The organism is Mesorhizobium temperatum (assembly GCF_002284575.1).
Classification (GTDB): Bacteria; Pseudomonadota; Alphaproteobacteria; order Rhizobiales; family Rhizobiaceae; genus Mesorhizobium; species Mesorhizobium temperatum.
In genome coordinates this window covers 99,341-115,778 of record NZ_NPKJ01000057.1, presented here as the reverse complement: position 1 = coordinate 115,778, position 16,438 = coordinate 99,341, and the positions used below count along the sequence as shown (strand labels likewise).

The following is a 16,438-nucleotide window of genomic DNA, read 5'->3' as shown; positions in this document are numbered from 1 at the left end:
CGTGGAAAGATAATGATTTCGCAAGAGGGCAACCGCATTTGGGTCGCCGGCAACCGCGGCATTGGTGGGTCCGCACCGGTGCGCCGGCTGTCCGGCTTGCTCGAGCTGAAGATCCTCACGGTGGACAGTCGTGATCTCAACCTGACCGATCGCGCAGTGACGACCGCCTAGGCCCGGGCACAACGTCCAGACCTGGTTTTCATGGCTGCCGGCCCCCAGGGGAATCCCGGCCAACAACGAAGATCCGGTCGACTTCCTCCTAGGACAATCTCACTGTCGATCTCTCTACGATCACGGCCGCATTCGAGGCGGGCGTCGAGAAGTTCATGCTGCTCGGCTGGTCCTGCATTTACCCCAAATTTGCGGCACAACCGATCTGGGAAAGCACGCTGATGACCGGGCCGCTCGAGCCGACGAATCAGTGGTACGCGATCGCCAAGATCGCGGGAGTGATGCTGTGCGACGCTTATCCTCCCAACTCGCAAGCGGTTCGCGTTCGACGCTGTCCGATGTCCGACAATGTCGGATACGCAACGTAGCTGAGCCAATATCTATCGCTTTGCCTCGAAACGAAACTCTCATTTGGCCTGGTACATGCGTGCTCGTCCGCAAACCCCGTCATGAGGAGAAATCGTCCCATGATCGCCTCCTGAAATATACCGCCGCCGCGGGTCTCCCAGGACGCATCCAAAGATGACGCTCGACCAAGGCCTGGCAACATGAAGACGGTTGCTCATCCGGCTCGGCGCTGCCCGCCGATCCACCTTCTCCTACAACGAGGGCAGACGGGAAGCAGCGCCCTCAAACTGAGGAACAAAATCACTTTGCCTCGAACCTTGCCTCTCGTCCCGCGACCACAACCGGAGCCATCGATGAAACTTCGGTCTGAGTGGCTGCGCGGCAGACTTTTCGTGAGCGGTGAACAAGCCGCTCTTCGGCCAGGAGGCGATCGACCGCGTCCGCGCCCAGATCTTGTCCGGCATCATCGCCAATGAGCGCGACCTCAAAGGCAATCGCCCAGCGCAAAGGGCTGCGCGCGATCTACGGCACGCATCCTTATTCGAGGCCGAACGAAGGCGCCAAGCAGAGCCTCGCCGCCATCACGCAGACGGATCTGAGCGCCGCTTGATCAGCACAAAGGAAATTCAGACATGCACCAAGACACCGTCCGGGCGAGAGCTTTCGCCATGCCGCTGACCAGCCCGGCTACCCGGCCGGCCCATATCGCTTCCGAGACCGGGAGTATCTGATCATCACATATCGCACCGATCCACAGAAACTCCGCGACCTGGTGCCGGAGCCGCTTGAGGTGTGCGAGCCTCTCGTCAAATTCGAGTTCATTCGCATCCCGGACTCTACGGGCTTCGGCGACTACACGGAAGGCGGACAGGTCATCCATGTCGCCTTCCTTGGCCGCAGGGGCAGCTACACCCACTGCATGTTTCTCGATGACCATCCGCCGATAGCCGGCGGACGCGAATTGTGGGGCTTTCCCAAGAAGCTCGCCAGCCCAACGCTCCGAACGGAGACGGATACCCTTGTTGGCACGCTGGACTACGGCCCTGTGCGCGTCGCGACGGGTACCATGGGCTACAAGCACCGAGCCGCCGATCTTGCGAGCGTGAAGGCCTCGCTCGCCGAACCGAACTTCCTCCTCAAAATCATCCCGCATATCGACGGCACGCCGCGCACTGTGAGCTCGTGGCATATCACCTGGAGGGCATTGATTTGAAGGGCGCCTGGACCGGCCCGGCAGCCCTGAACCTCTGGTCGCATGCGCTTGCCCCCGTCGCCGAACTGCCGGTGCTTGAAGTGGTCTCGGCCGTACATCTCGTCGCAGATCTCACGCTGGCGCTCGGGACGGTCGTCCACAACTACCTCGCGGAACTCGATCCTCGCTATCGGAAAGGAAGAATTCATGAACTTCAGAATGATATCCCATCGAACCAGCGCGACGACGGAGCCGCTGGCGGGCTTCTCGACAAGGTGGCGGTGATCACCGGAGCCGCGAGCGGCATCGGCAAGGAGATTGCCTATTTTGCCCGTAGTTCGGCCTCCGCAAAGATGAAGCGCTCAACACCCTCAAAGCGTCGCGCCACTCCGCTATACGGCGCTCCTCTGGTCCATCCTGCTCGGCTTGATCGTCTTCGGCGACATGCCCGACATGCCGATGATCGCCAGCGCCACCATCGTCGTCGGCTCCGGTCTTTATGCGCTCTATCGCGAGCGGGTGGTCGGCCGGCGAAGGAACATTGCCGAAAGCACCGGACCGACCATGGTGCCGGCAGCGGACGGCTGCGAATATTTCATCCGAAATCTATCGATCAACAGATACTCCCGGCCCACGGGTGCACAGAGACCGATGCGCAACTGTTCGCCGTCTTTATTGCGGTGCGCGGTCTGGAGCAGGACCTCTTCAAGACCGTCGTAGTGCCCTTGACAATATTAAGTCGACTCTCCCCTTTGTATGTGCGTCGCACACCGGTGTTGTGACAGTCGAAAACGTGGATATCGAGGTACCGCTCCAACCCCGCAGTTCCGGCTGACCCTCAACTCCTGCACGCTCAGCGCTGGCGCAACGCGCCGCATGCTGCCATGTTCCATGGCAGTCACGCGAACGTCAGGTTTCACAAAACAGATACCCCAATTATTTGCCGGTCAGTGGTTCAGGATCGATTGCTTGATCCGAACCGTTTGGCCGCACGCCCAAGCCGCCGCGATGGGCACCTCCGTTGCGCAACGGAGGTGATGAAGCGCGATGTACCATTTGGATACGGTGCCTGCCGCTTTCTCAACCCGTTGATCGCGAACGTGCGGCAATTACTCCGAGCCGAACCAGATTACTGTGGCGAGATAGGCTGCAATCTGATCACTCCAACGCCGTTGTCGATGGTAATTTCGGTCCCAAATGGCTTCGAGAGCTTCTGAAGACGCTCCAGAATAGTTCTTCCCTGAGCCGCCGAAGCAAGCCGCGGGACACCCCGATTGGCAAACCTCTTTGAGAAACCGAGCTCGATCGGATAGAGCCGCAATTCAGCAAGCTGGTTCTGCTCAAATCGGCTGACGGTGACAACGCTCTCGAAGAAGAGCGTGTCGACCGAGTCGCCGTTTGAGGCGATTGTCACCTCGGCATCCGTGTCGACTCGTGGGTCCTTACCGTAGACCTCGAACATGTCAGCCCCCACGGGCGACCGCAGGTCGTCCAAAAAGAAATTCCCCAAGCTATAAAAGATCGGCCGGCCCTTGTAGATCTCGATGCCGCGCAACTGATGCGGTCCGTGCCCGACATATGCGTCTGCTCCAGAATCGATGAGCTGATACGCAAACGACTGTTCGTAGTTAGCTGGCTCCTGGCTCCAATTCCCGGGCTGGTGACAATGGCTAGCTGCGATGCAGAAATCGGAGAACTGCTTACCCCGGCGAATGTTTCGTAGAATGTCGGTGACATCGCGCGGGTTGGGCTCATAGCTGTAACCGACCTTGTCGCCCGTTTCATATGTCACACCTCCATGGTAGGGATCCGGAGTGAATTCGACGCGTTTTGGATCCTGGCGGCTTGGATCCGGAGCGGGCACCGCGTTGCGTAGCTGCTTCAAGCTCTCGAGCATCTCCGGCGAGACCACGATGCTAACAGCTAAACGAAGGGCGTTGAGTCCTGGTCTGCCTGGCGCTTCCCCAGCGGGATCGCACGCACGAGACATAGGGGTGTACCTTGCAGCAAATGACACCAACGCCACGCGACCGCGTGCGGTCTCCAGAAAGCGGGCGGCGCCGGCTTGTGCGAGATTCTCGCCTGCACCTGCATGAACGATACCGTTCTCATCGAGCAGTCGGCTCGTCTCGCGCATGCCTTCAAGGCCCCAGTCAAGGGTATGATTGTTCGCGCGACTGACAATGTTGAATCCCATCGCCTTCAGGTCTGGTCCGATCTCTGGTGGGCTGGCAAGATATGCACCGCCGTACTCGGCCTGCGGACTTCCCTTGAACGATCGGATATCGAAGATGTTGGTTTCCATGTTGCCGAACGTGACATCAGCCTCATGGAGGATCGCGACGATGTCGCTGAAGCCGGGATGATGGCCTTTGGTCAGTGACCGCGACACAATGAGGTCGCCGACTGCAACCATCGTGAAGCCCTCTGCAACGTTCGTCGCAATCGAACCGACCTTATCAAAGCCACCCTGCCTGGCTGGATCATCGTCGGCTACGTGTGAATTACTTTCCATAACATTCTCCATATGCTGATAGTGTTGTTATTAGGCAGACGAGCCACTAGACAGTTCAGCGCTGAAATGTCCGGAAAACTCATCATCACAGGCTGGACTGCATGCTTATCTTTGAGACGGGCAGGCTGTATTGATCCAGGTCTCACTAAGTCGAATCAAGCTCATGGAGCAATGCAGCACCAGTACGAATTCCGCTATAGAAACAGCTGAGTTCCAAATTTTCGTTTGGTGCGTGGTTTGCTTCGTCGTGGTTTGCATAGGGCGTGACGAAGGCGGGGATTCCGAGAATTTTGGTCAACACATAGCCCGGCAGGCTGCCGAAGCCGGCTGGTCGCGTCGGGGATGATGTACTCGAGCTTGCGGAGCTTGTTTCCGCCAAACGCGAGACCGGAGTTGCAGTCCTCGCGTTTGGCGTAGATTTCCACCTTTCCTCCTAAGTGCTTGCCGAGGCGGTCGAGCTTCTCGATAGGCGTGGGTCCAAAGGTGAGCGGATAGCGTTCGAACTTTTCCAGCATGTTCTCTCCGACAACACGTGATCGAGTTGAAACCAGCTACGCACCGGTCATTCCAAGGGCGTGTTTGAGTTGAAGCGAGCTGCGTGCTCGGACGCTGCAGAAGAACCCAATCATTATATCAAGCGCCTTGTCGTCGAGACCAAGCAACCCGCATGCCGGCGTGCTGCAATAGGCAACCAACGCCCATGGAATCGAAAACTGTATCTCCCGGATTAGAACGACCGGAATGCGGTCGCCCACCGACCATATCAAGCACAGTATTGCCCCGCTCTGCTCGACCGCCAGATCAGAAAGAGCACGCTTGCGAAATAGGCCAACTGAAGGAGCAGCGAACAAGCCAGCGTCGTGACCACTACTAGACGAATGGAATGAGAAGCGAAGTAGACAGTCAGCGCGTTGCTGCACAGGGCCAACCACAGGACGCGATGAAAGAGTCTAAAGGGCAATGCCGTTCTCCTGGTTTGTCCCATCAGATCATGCTGCGACATGGTCGGCCGCAACATGGGTTTGGCAGTTCTTGGGGCAGACGCGGGCGCAGGCTCCGCAGCCAATGCAGCGGCCGGCATGATCGACGACCATGATCATGCGATTGAGCTCGCCGTCGAAATCGTCGTCTTCGCCGTCGCAGGCGCCGAGGATTTCACCCGCATCATCGACGCCGTGAAGGTGCATGACCTCGCGCGAGCAGACCTTGAAACAGCGCCCGCAGCCGATACAAGTCCTGGCATCTATAGCGGTCAGATATTCCGGCATCCATATGGAGCCGTCGCGGGTGGTGAATGTGCTCCTCATCGTAAATTCTTCATTGCAGCGAGCTCTCTCTTGGCACCATCCAACTCGGCAAAAACGGCGTACGCTTTCTCGGCAACTTCCTCTAACTCAGTCCATTGGACCGGGAGATCCTCTGCAAGGTCGCGCAATTTCATCTTGGCAACTGCCGCGCGCAGCTGAAGCTTTCGGACTTTCTTCCCCATCTCATCTAGGTTTGACATGAATCCTTCCTCGAATGGTTTCATCACGCCCGCGCCACGTCGGGATAGGCCGCAAGGCCGCAGCCGCATCGTCGACCAGTTTCGTACCGGCCTCCGCGAGTTTCCGGAACGTCTCGAAGCCGAACCGGTGGACGTCTCGACAGAACGACCAACCGCCCGACCGCGAAAAGCATGCGCCCGAAGGCCTCATGGGTTTCACTGGCGAGGTCATCAGGCCGGTGCGCTCCTCGATCGCGAGCCCGACGGCGGTGTAAAACATGTCAAGCCTCCACAGCACGTCCGGATCGGGATCGCCGATGACCGGGATCGCACGGCGCTGTTCCTTCGTGATGATGAAATCGGCCAGCAGCTCGGCGTCCGATTTGACCTCCCACGACCCGTAGGAATCCTGAGCACGGATCAGCCGCACGAGGCATTTGACGAACGGGGTGGCAAGGGCCGCCTCGTCCTCGTTGACAGCAGGGCCAACCGCGGCTTCAGACATTTCGCCTTCTCCTCATCGGTCCTCTTCCTCGAAGGACGATTTCTGTTTTCGGGTGCGCCTACTTCGGGCACACTTGCGCAGCCGACGTCCGGCTCGGGGCGGCCGATTCCACGCAATTGATGTCCCTGTGGCCGACCTTGAGCGCGTCCTCGACTGCGAGGTCTTCCACCGCGGCCAGAATTCGCGTCGAACATCACGTCTGCCGCGATGCGGCCGGAGGTCATCGCAAAATTCGAGCCTCGAAGCCGCTGCAAACGATCCACCAGGTGCGGCATGGACCCTGCTTGCTGCGGCCACGCATGGGGAAATGGACGAAATGGCCATTAAACAATTCCGACAATCACCTTCTTAAGTTTCCTTCTCGGCCGTCTACGCTTTGGCCCCGTCGGGAAATTGTTTTGCGGAGCCGCACACAGAGCGTCGTAACAGACCTTCTCACCCTTGTAGTTGGCCAGGGCCTGCAGCAAATCCGGTAGACGGCGCTGTTTCAGTCCGTCCGAGATGGTCGGACCGTCCAGCGACTTCAGTGCCAGCTCGACCAACTCGATTGCGCGATCTTTGTTGCCACTCTCATGATAGTACCGAGCAACTGCCGGATAAGACCAGAACTTAGGGCCGTCGCCTTGCGGGGGATTCAGTGCCAGGATGTGTTCGGAGAGCTCCTTGCCCATCGCAAAGCGCTCAGAACGCGGGAGATGGGAGTTGTCCATTCCGGGATCGAAGAGTTGGTTCAGGGCCATAACCAACCAATGCTCGGCCTCGAACTTTTTGCGGATCGCGTCCCGAACTAATTGGCCCATAACCGGCAAGCCGGTCTGCATGTCGCGTATTTTGTGAAGCAGTAGATTCGCATGAACCTCCCGGAAGTCCAAAATGTCAGGCATCAAGGCGACGCCCTCTTCGACAGCCGAGAGCGCCGCCGTCCAATCCTCGGCCTGCATCGCCGGCCGAAGTTTGGCGTATATCGGGTTGGTCAGCGTTAGTTCGCGCGCTTTGCGTTGGTGACTGGCAATCCGCTCCATATCGGCGGCTTTCGCTTCATCGCTAGTGCGCCAGCTGCCGTTAAGCACTTTCGGCAAAACCTCATCGAGTTGCATCGGATGACCGACAAAGGCGATGTGGCCGTCTCGGTCGACCACGAACGAGGCCGGAATCCCGATAGAAAAGCTGGGTTCCCTCCAAAGCTTGTTCATTTCGCCTGTGTGGTCGAACGCGATCCGATAGTTCAGATTCGAGCACTTTTCGGTCAACCACGCATCCAACTTGCTTCGGGCATCATCGGCCGTTGGAGCGTTTTCATCAGCCGCGACGCCGACGACCTCAAGTCCGCTGTCCTTGTATGTCTCCTGCAGCTGCACCAGATGGGGCATCGCCGCCACACATGGTCCGCACCAGGTTGCCCAAAATTCGACGATGTACACTTTGCCGGGCTGGAAGTTCGTGAGGGGCTCGCCACGCAGCCAGTCCTCCACTTTAATCGAAGGAGCCGGGGACTCCATCTGCAATACCATGTTGCTCTCCAAAGCTATTGCCAAACGGCTTTATGCGCGAGCTTGTTTCCCCTTAGAGACGGGGCACGAGGGTTCAAGGAAAGGAGAGCATCGCTCGTCTCGCGCGTCAGCGTGCGGTCAGCCTTCACTCAGTGTTGCCGTATCTCACGCAAAGGCCGTGCCAGCGCCCTCATCGCGCAATAAGCGCATGATTGCGCTTTGAAAAACCTCCATCTGCCCAAGATGGACGGTTGTATTGAACCCGACATGTTTTCTGCCGCTGTCAGGTTTTGGACACGCATCACGCCTTCGCGCCGCCAAAAAGCATGGCCAGGGACGACCCGGCAGGTATTCGGGTCGAGGAACGAGCAGATGGACATCATGACTGCGTTGGCTGCCGCCAGGCTCGTCATCATCGTCCGCTTCACGCCACCTGGCTTGAGCTTCTTGCCGTTCTGGTCCCTCAGGCGGTAGCGGATCTCGCCATTTGCGATTGCAAGGGGCCGCTCCGTCCGAGCGCCGCCTGTGCCCTGCCCTCTTCCCTTGCGATTGAATTCCTAGCTGGCGACACAGGAGTTCTTCATGACGAAGCCGGTCCAGCTGCGGCTCGCGAATACCGCCATCCTCAGATTGACGATGATCGTGGCGAAAAAGGCCAGGATGAGTGCCGGCATGTACCGGCCGGCGAACTCCGGCATTCCTGCTGTGTGTCGTTATCTTCTGTGTCCCCTGTGCACAGGCGCTACAGGGACCGCCTGATGCGAATGTGAGCGTTGTCGGAATTGACCAGCCCGAAAACCGCCCGGTCGCCACGCGGGTCGGGCCGGACCGACTGAAAAACGCTGAAGATGCGGCCGTTCTCGCCGCTACCCGGCTACCATCCCAGGCGATGACAACGTGATTGATGCCATCGATTCCCGGACGCCGGCAAGAGCACGACCGTCCCGACTCGAAGTTGAGGGCGTCGGCCGCGGCACGGTCATTGCGTTGTTCAGCTGCCGGCCAGTAGTCGGGAGAGATCGTGATAGCGCGCATACGATGCCGCGACGGATCCGAACTCGGCCTGCCGCGCTGAACGACTGTCCTTCTCGACCTGACGCCGTCCTGCGAAGCCATGGTTTTGGTTTTATTGAGGAGCGCCTCTAGCTCTGCGCGGCCGGTCTTCGCGTTGCGGATCATCTCGGGCGAGCAGCCCCCGAGAGCGCGCTAGACAGGTCCGGGATGGTCTCGGCGACGGCGCGTGCACATTGGCTCCGAAGAGCTTCGCGAAATTTCCCGCGTTCGCCGCGACATTTCCCCAATTGGCATCAGGATCGGTGACCCAGGGGAGTAGAGCTTCGGACAGCTCGGTGCTTCCCTGGAACCAGTCAGCGAGCCAAAAACAGCGGCAATGGCGGCTTCCCAACTATCCATCTCGTGACACCGCCGAAGAGCCGCTCACGCAGCCGGCGGCTGCCATAAGCGCCCATGACGATCATGTCTGCGGACGTGTCGATTGCGTGCTGCGCGAGCACCGTGGCCACCGGTTTGCCAGCGCTCGGCAGCCGGTCAACCGACACCCGAGCACCGTGCCGAGTGAGATAGGCAGCGATGTCGGCTCCCGGCTCGGCGCCGTATCCGTTGCAGGTCGCCTCCGGATCGACTAGTGCGACACGAACTTCGTCAGCACCGGATAGCAGATCCAGCGCTTCCCGAACCGCACGGGACGCCTCGACTCGCGAATCCCAGCCGACCAGCACGCGCCGCGGCGACAGTGTCGCCTCAGCGCCCTTTGGTACGACAAGCACCGGCTTTCCCGTGTCGAACAAGCTGCCGTTGATAACAAGAGGTCCGAGATTATTGTCGTTGAGAAGTGCGGTGCCGACGATCGTCAGGTCGGTGCAGTGCGCCCGCTGTCGCACCGCGTCACCAACGTTGGCCTGATCGCAGTAATCGGTATCGACGTCATAGCAAAGCGACGTGGCTCTCAGCAGTTTCTGGATTTCCCTGGATGTTTTTTCCAGACGGGCCATGTCCTGCGAAAATCTCTCGATCTGCCTAAAACGTTTGTCCAGCCTGGCAATGGCCTGTGCGCGTTGTCCAGGCCACTCGGGGATGCCATCGCCGAGCGACGGAGACGACATAACGAGCGGCGGAGGCGACATAATCAATACGGAAAGATACGCGCCGACCTCGGCACACAAGCCGGCAGCTGTCCTGACGTCCTGATCGGAGTGGTCAGAACCCGTGACACAGAGTACGCTTTTAAAACCCATCTGACTGCTTCTCTCTGAGTATGTCGTGCCTGGAGGCGCGTTTCGAAGCCGCAAGAGTTGTGCCACTCCTCATCTCCGTCGTGCTCAGGGCCACCGGTTCGCTATTCAGCCGTCCGGCTTCTCGAGCGAATAGCCGGCGGACCTGACGGTCCGAATGACGCTGCCGGGCGAGGCCGTCTTCAGCGCCTTTCTGATCCGGCTGATATGGACGTCGACGGTGCGTGCACCGATATGGATATTGTCCGGCCAGGCAGCGGCGATCAGCTCGTCTCGGCTGAAGACCTTGCCGGGCGCCTCAAGAAAATGCCGCAGTATGTTGAACTCGATCGGTCCGAGATGAATGTCGTGGCCATTACCGCGAACTCGGTGGGCATCGGGCTTCATCTCAAGGCTGCCGCAGCGGAGCCAGCCGCCGTCTGCGATCTCGTTTGAACCCGGCTTCGGCAGCGCCAGCTTCGTCCGTAGACAGTCAAGCAGCTTGGCCGGCGCGATCGGCCGCACAAAGCTCTCGTCGATGCCTGCCTTCAAGAGATCGAGGTGCTGGTTCTCGGCGCCGGGCGCGATCAGGGCAATAATGGGCAGTCCGCCGGTCCGGGGCTCCCGCTTGAGCCGGGCGCAGATTGCGGACCCGGTTATGCTCGTTGGCCCGCAGTCCAGCACAACGGCCCGGAAGTCCCGTTCGTCGGCCATTGCAAGTGCTTCCTTGGCGCCGCCTGCCGGCTCACTCGTGAAGCCGTCCACCTCCAGAATGTGACTAAGGAACAGATAGAACTCGGCATCTTGCGAACAGATCAGGATCAGTGGCTTCATCAGCGCTACCCCAAGAACCAGATCGGCCTCGACCGCCTCGGTTGAGTGGGCTGGCCATCGCAGCTCCTCAAGTCCTGACATGATCCCCTTGCCGGAAAATCGGTTTCATCACGCCCGTGCCAAGTCGGGGTAGGCTTCGATAGCCGCGAGCGCATCGTCGACCAGTTTGGTACCGGCCTCGGCGAGTTTCCGGTACGTCTCGAAGCCGAAGCGGTGGACATCGCGCAGGGTCTTCGACAGAACCACCAACCGCCCGGACGTGAACAGCACCCGCCCGAAGCCCTCATGGCTCATCTCCATCATCGGCGATGCCATGAGGCCGGAGCGCTCCTCGATCGCAAGCCCGACGGCGGTGTAAAACATGTCGAGCCTCCACAGCACGTCCGGATCGGGATCGCCGATGATCGGGATTGCACGGCGCTGTTGCCTGGTGATGATGAAGTCAGCCAGAAGCTCGGCATCCGGTTTGCCTTCCCATGATCCGTAGGAATCCTGAGCACGGATCAGCCGCACGAGGCATTTGACGAACGGGGTGGCAAGGGCCGCCTCGTCCTCGGCGACAGCAGGGCTAGCCGCGGCGTCAGACATTTGGCCTTCTCCTCATTTCAGTCCTCGTCCTCGAAGGACGGTTTCTTCTCGGCGACGCCTGCCTCCGCCAGCACCTTGCGCAGCCAGGGGGGAGGACACGTCCTGAGCATCATCTGCGTGCGCAACAGCACCTCTTGGATGCTTTGGGGCTGCGGCACCTTGATCGGATGGATTTTCGCCGAAACAACCTTGGCTGCCGAAGGTCCGCCGATCGCCAGACAAAACAGCAGATGGCAGCCCTTCAGCGCCTCCACCTTCGGCGTGATGCGGTCATCGCCCTCAGTGCGATGCTTCCCGCGCTCGTCGGAAACGTCGTCGAAGGCCACGGCTTCCACGAGATTCCATTCCTCGCGCGTCACGTCGTAGACAGCAAAGCGTCTGGCCGACCCGAAATGGGCATTGAGGTCCTTCATGTCTTGGGTAGCGATCGCCACGCGCAATGCGCCTGCTCGTCGTTCTGGCATCGGTGCGTGAACCTCGTCAGTGACGAGTGAGAGGCGACGAACGGGGCCCATCTGGCGTTTCTCGCTTGCGGAGGGGATCAAGTTCTTCAGGTGTCGGCGCCTGCCGGTAAGCCTGGAAAATGTTGGCAACCTCGAAGACCAGGTCGCGGGTGCCCTGATAGAGGATTGTGAGCTTGTGCTGGCTGCCAAGCCGGTCGAAGATCGGGAAGCCGACGCGCATGAGCGGAATGCCAAGGCGCTGCGCCGCTTGGCGGCCGTGGGAATGAGTGACGAGAAGATCGGCGCTCGCCGCAAGAGTCTCCAGATCGCCGAGATCACCGATCTGAACCGACTCCGCCGGTACTTTTTCCAGAATTTTCGACATATCGGTCGTGGCGACTGCCGCCGCGATTTCGGAGCCCATGCCGGTGAAGAAGGTCGCGAGTTGGTAAAGTTGGTCTGGTTCAGCAGCAATCGCAATTTTCTTGCCTCCGAAATGAAAATGTCCGTCGAGCAACGCATCCTGCAATTGCGCCCGGCGACGGCGCACCCCGGCCGGCACCGACGCACCCGAAATCGCGGACAGCAGCGAGACGAAACTGTCAGCGTCCTTCAATCCGGTCAGCGACTGGAACAGGACGTAAGGCACGCCGGTCACCTTCTGCAGCACCTCGGCCGGGCGGCGCATATGCTCGCCGATGGCGATGCAGTGCTCGGCCGTGCCAAGCTCGCGGATGTCCTCGACGCTGGTGCCGCCATAGGTGGTCGTGACCCAGCGGTCGGGCACCGTACCGTCGAGCGAGCCGGAGACGTCCGGCAAAATCACCGGCTTGAGCCCAAAGCTTTCAACCATCTCACGCAAATGCTCGATGTCAGCCACAGTGAGGTTCCAGCCGGGCAGGATTGCGATCTTCTTCGACTGCCGCACCTGCTCGCCGGGCCGTGTAATGCCTTCGATCATCGCGGTGACAGCCTTGGCCCAGCCCTCTTCGATCGCGCCGTCGAAATCCGGCGTGTTGGCCAGCACGATCTCCGTACCCGCGATTTCTTCTACGCGCTTCAGCTTGATGTCGGCGATGTCTCCTGCGGAATCTTCGCCACGGGTTTCCACGAGCGCCGTCGTGCAGACCCCAATCAGCTTTGGCTTCGTGCGGGTCTTGAGGTTGAGGATCGCCTCTTCCAGATTGTCGGCCCCGCCGAGGATCGTCGAAAGCTCGTCCATCGCCGTTGTCTGCAGGGGGATCGCTTCCTTGAAATGCCGCACGAAGAGCACGAGCGCGAAGCTGGTGCAGCCCTGGCTGCCGTGGAACAGCGGCATCGCACCGTCGACCCCAAGAAAGGCGAAGGCAGCGCCCAGCGGTTGCGAGGTTTTCAGCGGATTGACCGCCGCCGATTTGGTCTGGGGAAGGATGCGCGCCATCGGCTTTCCTCAACACTCGCCGAAGTCGTCGGCCGTCTTGCCGGCGAATTTCTTCAAAGTGTGCACGGTCGCCGTCTCGCTCGTTGTGCTCGGCGGTTCGTCCTTCACGGCAGGCTGGCAATCCCACGGTGCCGGCTCGCGCACCTGGCGCCAGATCGGGTTGTGAAGGGCGAGGTCGATCTGGCGTACGAGTTCCACCATGCCGTCATAGCCGGCATAAGGATGTTGGCGTTCCTGGTTGATGTCGAGCCAGGGTGTCTTGGCCTTCAGCGCGATGAATTGCGTGCGCCCGCCCGACAGCATGATATCGGCCTTGTGTTCTGAGAGCATGGCGTAAAGGTCGCGCGCTGCCATCTGCTCGAACATGTGGTTGTCGTCCTTCAGGATCTGCTTGATGCGCTCCTTGTCTTCGACTGTGGATTTCTTGACCGAGGTGCCGACGATCTCCATGCCGATCTCCATCAGAGCATGGACGACCGACCAGGACTTCACACCGCCTGTATTGAGCAGCACGCGCTTGCCTTGAAGCCGCCGCCGGTAAACCTGGAGCTTGTTCCATGCAATCGCCTCTTCCTCTACGATCAGCGTCTCTGTGCGGTCGAGGATCTCCGGATCGGCGCCCTTCCTCACGAGCAGCTCAGCGATATTCCGGAGTGCTTCCGAGGTGTCGGTGATGCCGTAGAAGGAGCCTTCGAAGAACGGGATGTCCCAGCGCTCCTCCATCTTGCGGGCTAGATTGATAAGCGCGGTCGAGCACACCATCATAGCCGCCCGGGCGCGGTGCGCGGAAGCAACGTCGAGGTAACGCGCGTCGCCCGGAATGCAGGCGCGCACCCGGATCCCGAGCCGATCAAGGAGCGGCTTCACCAGCCAGAATTCGCCGGAGAGGTTGAATTCGCCAAGGATGTTGATGTCGTACGGCCCGGCATCGTCGGGGTCGACGGTACCGATGACATGGTCGAGCAACGCCTCGCCGGCGAGCTTGTTGCCGAGGTTCTTGGAGCCGACCAAGCCCGGCGCGTTGATCGGCACCACGGCCAAGCCGAATTTTTCCTCCGCGCGTTTGCAGACGGCCTCGATGTCGTCGCCGATCAGGGCTGTCACGCAGGTCGAATAGACGAAGACCGCCGGCGGGGCATATGTTTCCTTGATCTCGCGGATCGCCTTGAAGAGCTTCCGCTCCCCCTGCCCCATCACCACGTCGAGTTCGGTGAGGTCGGTCGTGAAGCTCGTGCGCCACAGCGTTGCTCTGGAGGATGCGGCGCCGCGGTTGTCCCAGGAATTGCCCTCGCAGGCGAGCGGCGCATGGACCAGGTGTGCAACGTCGGTGATCGGCTGCAGCACGATCTTGGCGCCGTCGAAGGCGCAGCCGCCGGCTGCCGCCCCCGGCGTCAGCGGCTTCGAACAGCCCTCTTTGCGCGCCTTGGCATCCTTGCCGCGGTTCTTATCGCAGGCGGGCTCGTTGAAGACATCCTGGATTTTGGCGCTGGGCGAGGACATTACGTCGGTCTCCAAAGACCATTGGGGGACGGATGGCGTCGGCGAAAAGCCGGCCGCCGCTGTTAGCGGGTGAGGTCATAAGAATAGTCCGTCACGCCCGTCTCGCTTGTCTCGCGATCGAGCTTGTCGAAGATCTTGTCGAGGATCGTCGTCAGCACGCGCAGCCCGCCTTGGTAGCCCATGAGCGCAAAGCGATGGTGATGGTGCCGGTCGAAGATCGGAAACATCAGCCGGATCAGTGGCGTGCCGGTGTCGCGCTCCAGATACTTGCCATAGGAATTGCCGATCAGCAGGTCCACCGGCTCGGTGAAGAGCAGCGAACGCATCGCCCACAGGTCCTTGCCCGCCCAGACTTGAGCGTCCTTGCCGAAGGGCGAGGATGCAAGCAGTTCCTTCAACTCGGCTTCCCACGCGGCGGTGCCGTTGGTGGCGAGGCAATGGGTCGGCTCGCCGCCGGTCTCCATGACGAAGCGGGCCATGGCGTAGACGAAGTCCGGATCGCCGTAGATCGCGTATTTCTTGCCATGCAGCCAGGACTGGCTGTCCGCCATGGCGTCAATCAGTCGGCCGCGCTCCAGGCGGATTGTCTCGGGGATTTCCTTGCCGGAGATCGCCGAGAGCTCCATCAGGAATTCGTCGGTCGCCTGGACGCCGAGCGGGTAATGGAACGAGGCCGTCGCCTGCCCGACTTGCTCGCAATATTCCAGCGTTTTGCGGGTGTTGTAGTACTGCAGCGAAAGTGTCGCCTCGGCGTTGAGTGCCTTCTTCACGTCTTCGATCTTCGTGCCGCCATCGTACATGCGGTATTCGCCGTCCGACGGGGTGTCGAACTGGTCTGAGGCGTCCTGGATGAAAGTGTAGGATACGCCCATCAGGTCAAGGAGGCGTTTGAGCTCCCGGTTGTTGCCGACGCAGAAGCCGTCGAAACCCGGAATGATGTTGATGGTTCCCCCGGCTTGCGTGCGCTCCTGGCCTTTCCAGAAATGCTCCAAAATACCTTTGACCATGCCGTCATATCCGTCGACGTGGCTGCCGACGAAGGCCGGCGTGTGGGCAAAGGGCACGTCGAAGTCGCGCGGGACCGAGTTTTCGTCCTTGGCGTTCTCGATGAAGCTGTGCAGGTCGTCGCCAATGACCTCCGCCATACAAGTGGTCGAGACAGCGATCATCTTCGGGTCGTAGAGTTGGTACGTGTTGGCGAGCCCATCGACCATGTTCTTCAGGCCGCCAAATACTGCCGCATCCTCGGTCATCGAGGAGGAAACCGCCGAAGCAGGCTCCTTGAAATGGCGCGACAGGTGCGAGCGGTAATAGGCCACGCAGCCCTGGCTGCCGTGGACGAAGGACATGGTTCGCTCGAAGCCTGCGGCCGCGAACACCGCACCGAGCGGCTGGCAGGCCTTGGCGGGGTTCACGACAAGCGCTTCGCGGGCGAGGTTCTTTTCGCGGTATTCCCACGTCTTGGTGAATTCGCGTTGATCGGTAACGATCTCATCCGGGTGCGGACATTCGAAATTCAGCTTCTTTTCGGCAAGCATCTGCCTGTATTCCGGCTCACGGAACAGGGGGGCGTGGTCGAGAACTTTGTCAGCCGACTGCGGCATGGTGGTTACCTCTTTCATCTGGCCGCGCCATACGGCAGCTCAGGGACGTCGAGACGTTTTCAAGTCTCCCGCGGATCACGCGGCCGCGGGCCTTCGTTCGTCGTCTCCCTG

16 protein-coding genes and 5 pseudogenes are annotated in these 16,438 nt (G+C 60.2%); 5 read left to right on the top strand and 16 right to left on the bottom strand.

The features are described from left to right. The first annotated feature begins 12 nt into the window (after positions 1-12). The 5 genes and pseudogenes from CIT26_RS36695 to CIT26_RS37785 form a co-directional block, all read left to right on the top strand. Positions 13-171 carry a hypothetical protein gene (locus CIT26_RS36695; protein ID WP_167391485.1) on the top strand — a complete coding sequence of 53 codons (159 nt, stop codon included), beginning with the start codon at positions 13-15 and terminating at the stop codon, positions 169-171. A 155-nt stretch (positions 172-326) separates the two neighbouring features. After that, positions 327-539 carry an NAD-dependent epimerase/dehydratase family protein gene (locus CIT26_RS20600; RefSeq protein WP_245319493.1) on the top strand — a complete coding sequence of 71 codons (213 nt, stop codon included), beginning with the start codon at positions 327-329 and terminating at the stop codon, positions 537-539. Positions 540-991: 452 nt separating this feature from the next. Further along, on the top strand, positions 992-1,129 hold the full coding sequence (locus CIT26_RS38540) for a hypothetical protein (protein WP_206072787.1): 138 nt from the start codon (positions 992-994) through the stop codon (positions 1,127-1,129). A 22-nt stretch (positions 1,130-1,151) separates the two neighbouring features. Further along, a pseudogene (locus CIT26_RS20590) lies at positions 1,152-1,887 on the top strand (acetoacetate decarboxylase); the annotation flags it as partial. A 202-nt stretch (positions 1,888-2,089) separates the two neighbouring features. Then, positions 2,090-2,284, top strand: a pseudogene (locus tag CIT26_RS37785) (EamA/RhaT family transporter); the annotation flags it as partial. Positions 2,285-2,840: 556 nt separating this feature from the next. On the opposite strand, the gene CIT26_RS20580 reads toward CIT26_RS37785, so the two are convergent. The 16 genes and pseudogenes from CIT26_RS20580 to nifK all read right to left on the bottom strand — a co-directional run bounded on the left by CIT26_RS20580 (position 2,841) and on the right by nifK (position 16,327). Next, the gene (locus CIT26_RS20580; RefSeq protein WP_167391484.1) at positions 2,841-4,226 is read right to left on the bottom strand and encodes a CapA family protein; all 1,386 of its coding nucleotides are present in this window, start codon (positions 4,224-4,226) and stop codon (positions 2,841-2,843) included. A gap of 145 nt (positions 4,227-4,371) precedes the next feature. Further along, a pseudogene (locus CIT26_RS37780) lies at positions 4,372-4,557 on the bottom strand (M20/M25/M40 family metallo-hydrolase); the annotation flags it as partial. Between the two features lies 1 nt (position 4,558). Next, positions 4,559-4,741 (bottom strand): annotated as a pseudogene (locus tag CIT26_RS20570) (pyridoxal-phosphate dependent enzyme); the annotation flags it as partial. A gap of 266 nt (positions 4,742-5,007) precedes the next feature. Further along, a pseudogene (locus tag CIT26_RS20560) lies at positions 5,008-5,187 on the bottom strand (exopolysaccharide production repressor protein); the annotation flags it as partial. A gap of 28 nt (positions 5,188-5,215) precedes the next feature. After that, a complete protein-coding gene (gene fdxB / locus CIT26_RS20555) occupies positions 5,216-5,533 on the bottom strand; it encodes a ferredoxin III, nif-specific (RefSeq protein ID WP_095494277.1) in 318 nt (105 codons plus the stop codon). Continuing rightward, on the bottom strand, positions 5,530-5,733 hold the full coding sequence (locus tag CIT26_RS20550) for a CCE_0567 family metalloprotein (RefSeq protein WP_095494304.1): 204 nt from the start codon (positions 5,731-5,733) through the stop codon (positions 5,530-5,532). Before CIT26_RS20550 ends, fdxB begins: the two co-directional genes overlap by 4 nt. Next, entirely contained in the window at positions 5,717-6,217 is a 501-nt protein-coding gene (locus CIT26_RS20545) for a NifX-associated nitrogen fixation protein (protein WP_245319492.1), read from the bottom strand. Before CIT26_RS20545 ends, CIT26_RS20550 begins: the two co-directional genes overlap by 17 nt. A gap of 323 nt (positions 6,218-6,540) precedes the next feature. Continuing rightward, complete coding sequence (locus CIT26_RS20540) at positions 6,541-7,728, bottom strand: TlpA disulfide reductase family protein (RefSeq protein WP_095494276.1); 1,188 nt, start codon at positions 7,726-7,728, stop codon at positions 6,541-6,543. Between the two features lie 536 nt (positions 7,729-8,264). Beyond that, on the bottom strand, positions 8,265-8,405 hold the full coding sequence (locus CIT26_RS38535; RefSeq protein ID WP_342587025.1) for a FixH family protein: 141 nt from the start codon (positions 8,403-8,405) through the stop codon (positions 8,265-8,267). Between the two features lie 669 nt (positions 8,406-9,074). Then, complete coding sequence (locus tag CIT26_RS20530) at positions 9,075-9,962, bottom strand: universal stress protein (protein ID WP_095494274.1); 888 nt, start codon at positions 9,960-9,962, stop codon at positions 9,075-9,077. Between the two features lie 105 nt (positions 9,963-10,067). After that, positions 10,068-10,853 (bottom strand): response regulator transcription factor, encoded by a 786-nt coding sequence (locus CIT26_RS20525; protein ID WP_095494273.1) that lies wholly within the window; start codon positions 10,851-10,853, stop codon positions 10,068-10,070. Positions 10,854-10,880: 27 nt separating this feature from the next. Then, complete coding sequence (locus tag CIT26_RS20520) at positions 10,881-11,360, bottom strand: NifX-associated nitrogen fixation protein (protein WP_095494272.1); 480 nt, start codon at positions 11,358-11,360, stop codon at positions 10,881-10,883. A gap of 17 nt (positions 11,361-11,377) precedes the next feature. Further along, complete coding sequence (gene nifX / locus CIT26_RS20515) at positions 11,378-11,875, bottom strand: nitrogen fixation protein NifX (protein WP_095494271.1); 498 nt, start codon at positions 11,873-11,875, stop codon at positions 11,378-11,380. Beyond that, the gene (gene nifN, locus CIT26_RS20510; protein WP_095494270.1) at positions 11,841-13,223 is read right to left on the bottom strand and encodes a nitrogenase iron-molybdenum cofactor biosynthesis protein NifN; all 1,383 of its coding nucleotides are present in this window, start codon (positions 13,221-13,223) and stop codon (positions 11,841-11,843) included. The genes nifX and nifN overlap by 35 nt, the downstream gene beginning before the upstream one ends. A 9-nt stretch (positions 13,224-13,232) precedes the next feature. Beyond that, positions 13,233-14,723 (bottom strand): nitrogenase iron-molybdenum cofactor biosynthesis protein NifE, encoded by a 1,491-nt coding sequence (nifE, locus tag CIT26_RS20505; protein WP_095494269.1) that lies wholly within the window; start codon positions 14,721-14,723, stop codon positions 13,233-13,235. 62 nt (positions 14,724-14,785) lie between these two features. Beyond that, complete coding sequence (gene nifK, locus CIT26_RS20500; RefSeq protein ID WP_095494303.1) at positions 14,786-16,327, bottom strand: nitrogenase molybdenum-iron protein subunit beta; 1,542 nt, start codon at positions 16,325-16,327, stop codon at positions 14,786-14,788. Positions 16,328-16,438 lie beyond the last annotated feature (111 nt).

Excerpts from the sequence above, each read along its gene's own strand:
- fdxB (WP_095494277.1), bottom strand. The coding sequence starts at position 5,533 with ATGAGGAGCACATTCACCACCCGCGACGGCTCCATATGGATGCCGGAA.
- CIT26_RS20545 (WP_245319492.1), bottom strand. The coding sequence starts at position 6,217 with ATGTCTGAAGCCGCGGTTGGCCCTGCTGTCAACGAGGACGAGGCGGCC.
- CIT26_RS20540 (WP_095494276.1), bottom strand. The coding sequence starts at position 7,728 with ATGGTATTGCAGATGGAGTCCCCGGCTCCTTCGATTAAAGTGGAGGAC.
- CIT26_RS38535 (WP_342587025.1), bottom strand. The coding sequence starts at position 8,405 with ATGCCGGAGTTCGCCGGCCGGTACATGCCGGCACTCATCCTGGCCTTT.
- CIT26_RS36695 (WP_167391485.1), top strand. The coding sequence starts at position 13 with ATGATTTCGCAAGAGGGCAACCGCATTTGGGTCGCCGGCAACCGCGGC.
- CIT26_RS20520 (WP_095494272.1), bottom strand. The coding sequence starts at position 11,360 with ATGTCTGACGCCGCGGCTAGCCCTGCTGTCGCCGAGGACGAGGCGGCC.
- CIT26_RS20550 (WP_095494304.1), bottom strand. The coding sequence starts at position 5,733 with ATGTCAAACCTAGATGAGATGGGGAAGAAAGTCCGAAAGCTTCAGCTG.
- CIT26_RS38540 (WP_206072787.1), top strand. The coding sequence starts at position 992 with ATGAGCGCGACCTCAAAGGCAATCGCCCAGCGCAAAGGGCTGCGCGCG.
- nifE (WP_095494269.1), bottom strand. The coding sequence starts at position 14,723 with ATGTCCTCGCCCAGCGCCAAAATCCAGGATGTCTTCAACGAGCCCGCC.
- nifX (WP_095494271.1), bottom strand. The coding sequence starts at position 11,875 with ATGGGCCCCGTTCGTCGCCTCTCACTCGTCACTGACGAGGTTCACGCA.
- nifK (WP_095494303.1), bottom strand. The coding sequence starts at position 16,327 with ATGCCGCAGTCGGCTGACAAAGTTCTCGACCACGCCCCCCTGTTCCGT.
- nifN (WP_095494270.1), bottom strand. The coding sequence starts at position 13,223 with ATGGCGCGCATCCTTCCCCAGACCAAATCGGCGGCGGTCAATCCGCTG.
- CIT26_RS20580 (WP_167391484.1), bottom strand. The coding sequence starts at position 4,226 with ATGGAAAGTAATTCACACGTAGCCGACGATGATCCAGCCAGGCAGGGT.
- CIT26_RS20525 (WP_095494273.1), bottom strand. The coding sequence starts at position 10,853 with ATGTCAGGACTTGAGGAGCTGCGATGGCCAGCCCACTCAACCGAGGCG.
- CIT26_RS20600 (WP_245319493.1), top strand. The coding sequence starts at position 327 with ATGCTGCTCGGCTGGTCCTGCATTTACCCCAAATTTGCGGCACAACCG.
- CIT26_RS20530 (WP_095494274.1), bottom strand. The coding sequence starts at position 9,962 with ATGGGTTTTAAAAGCGTACTCTGTGTCACGGGTTCTGACCACTCCGAT.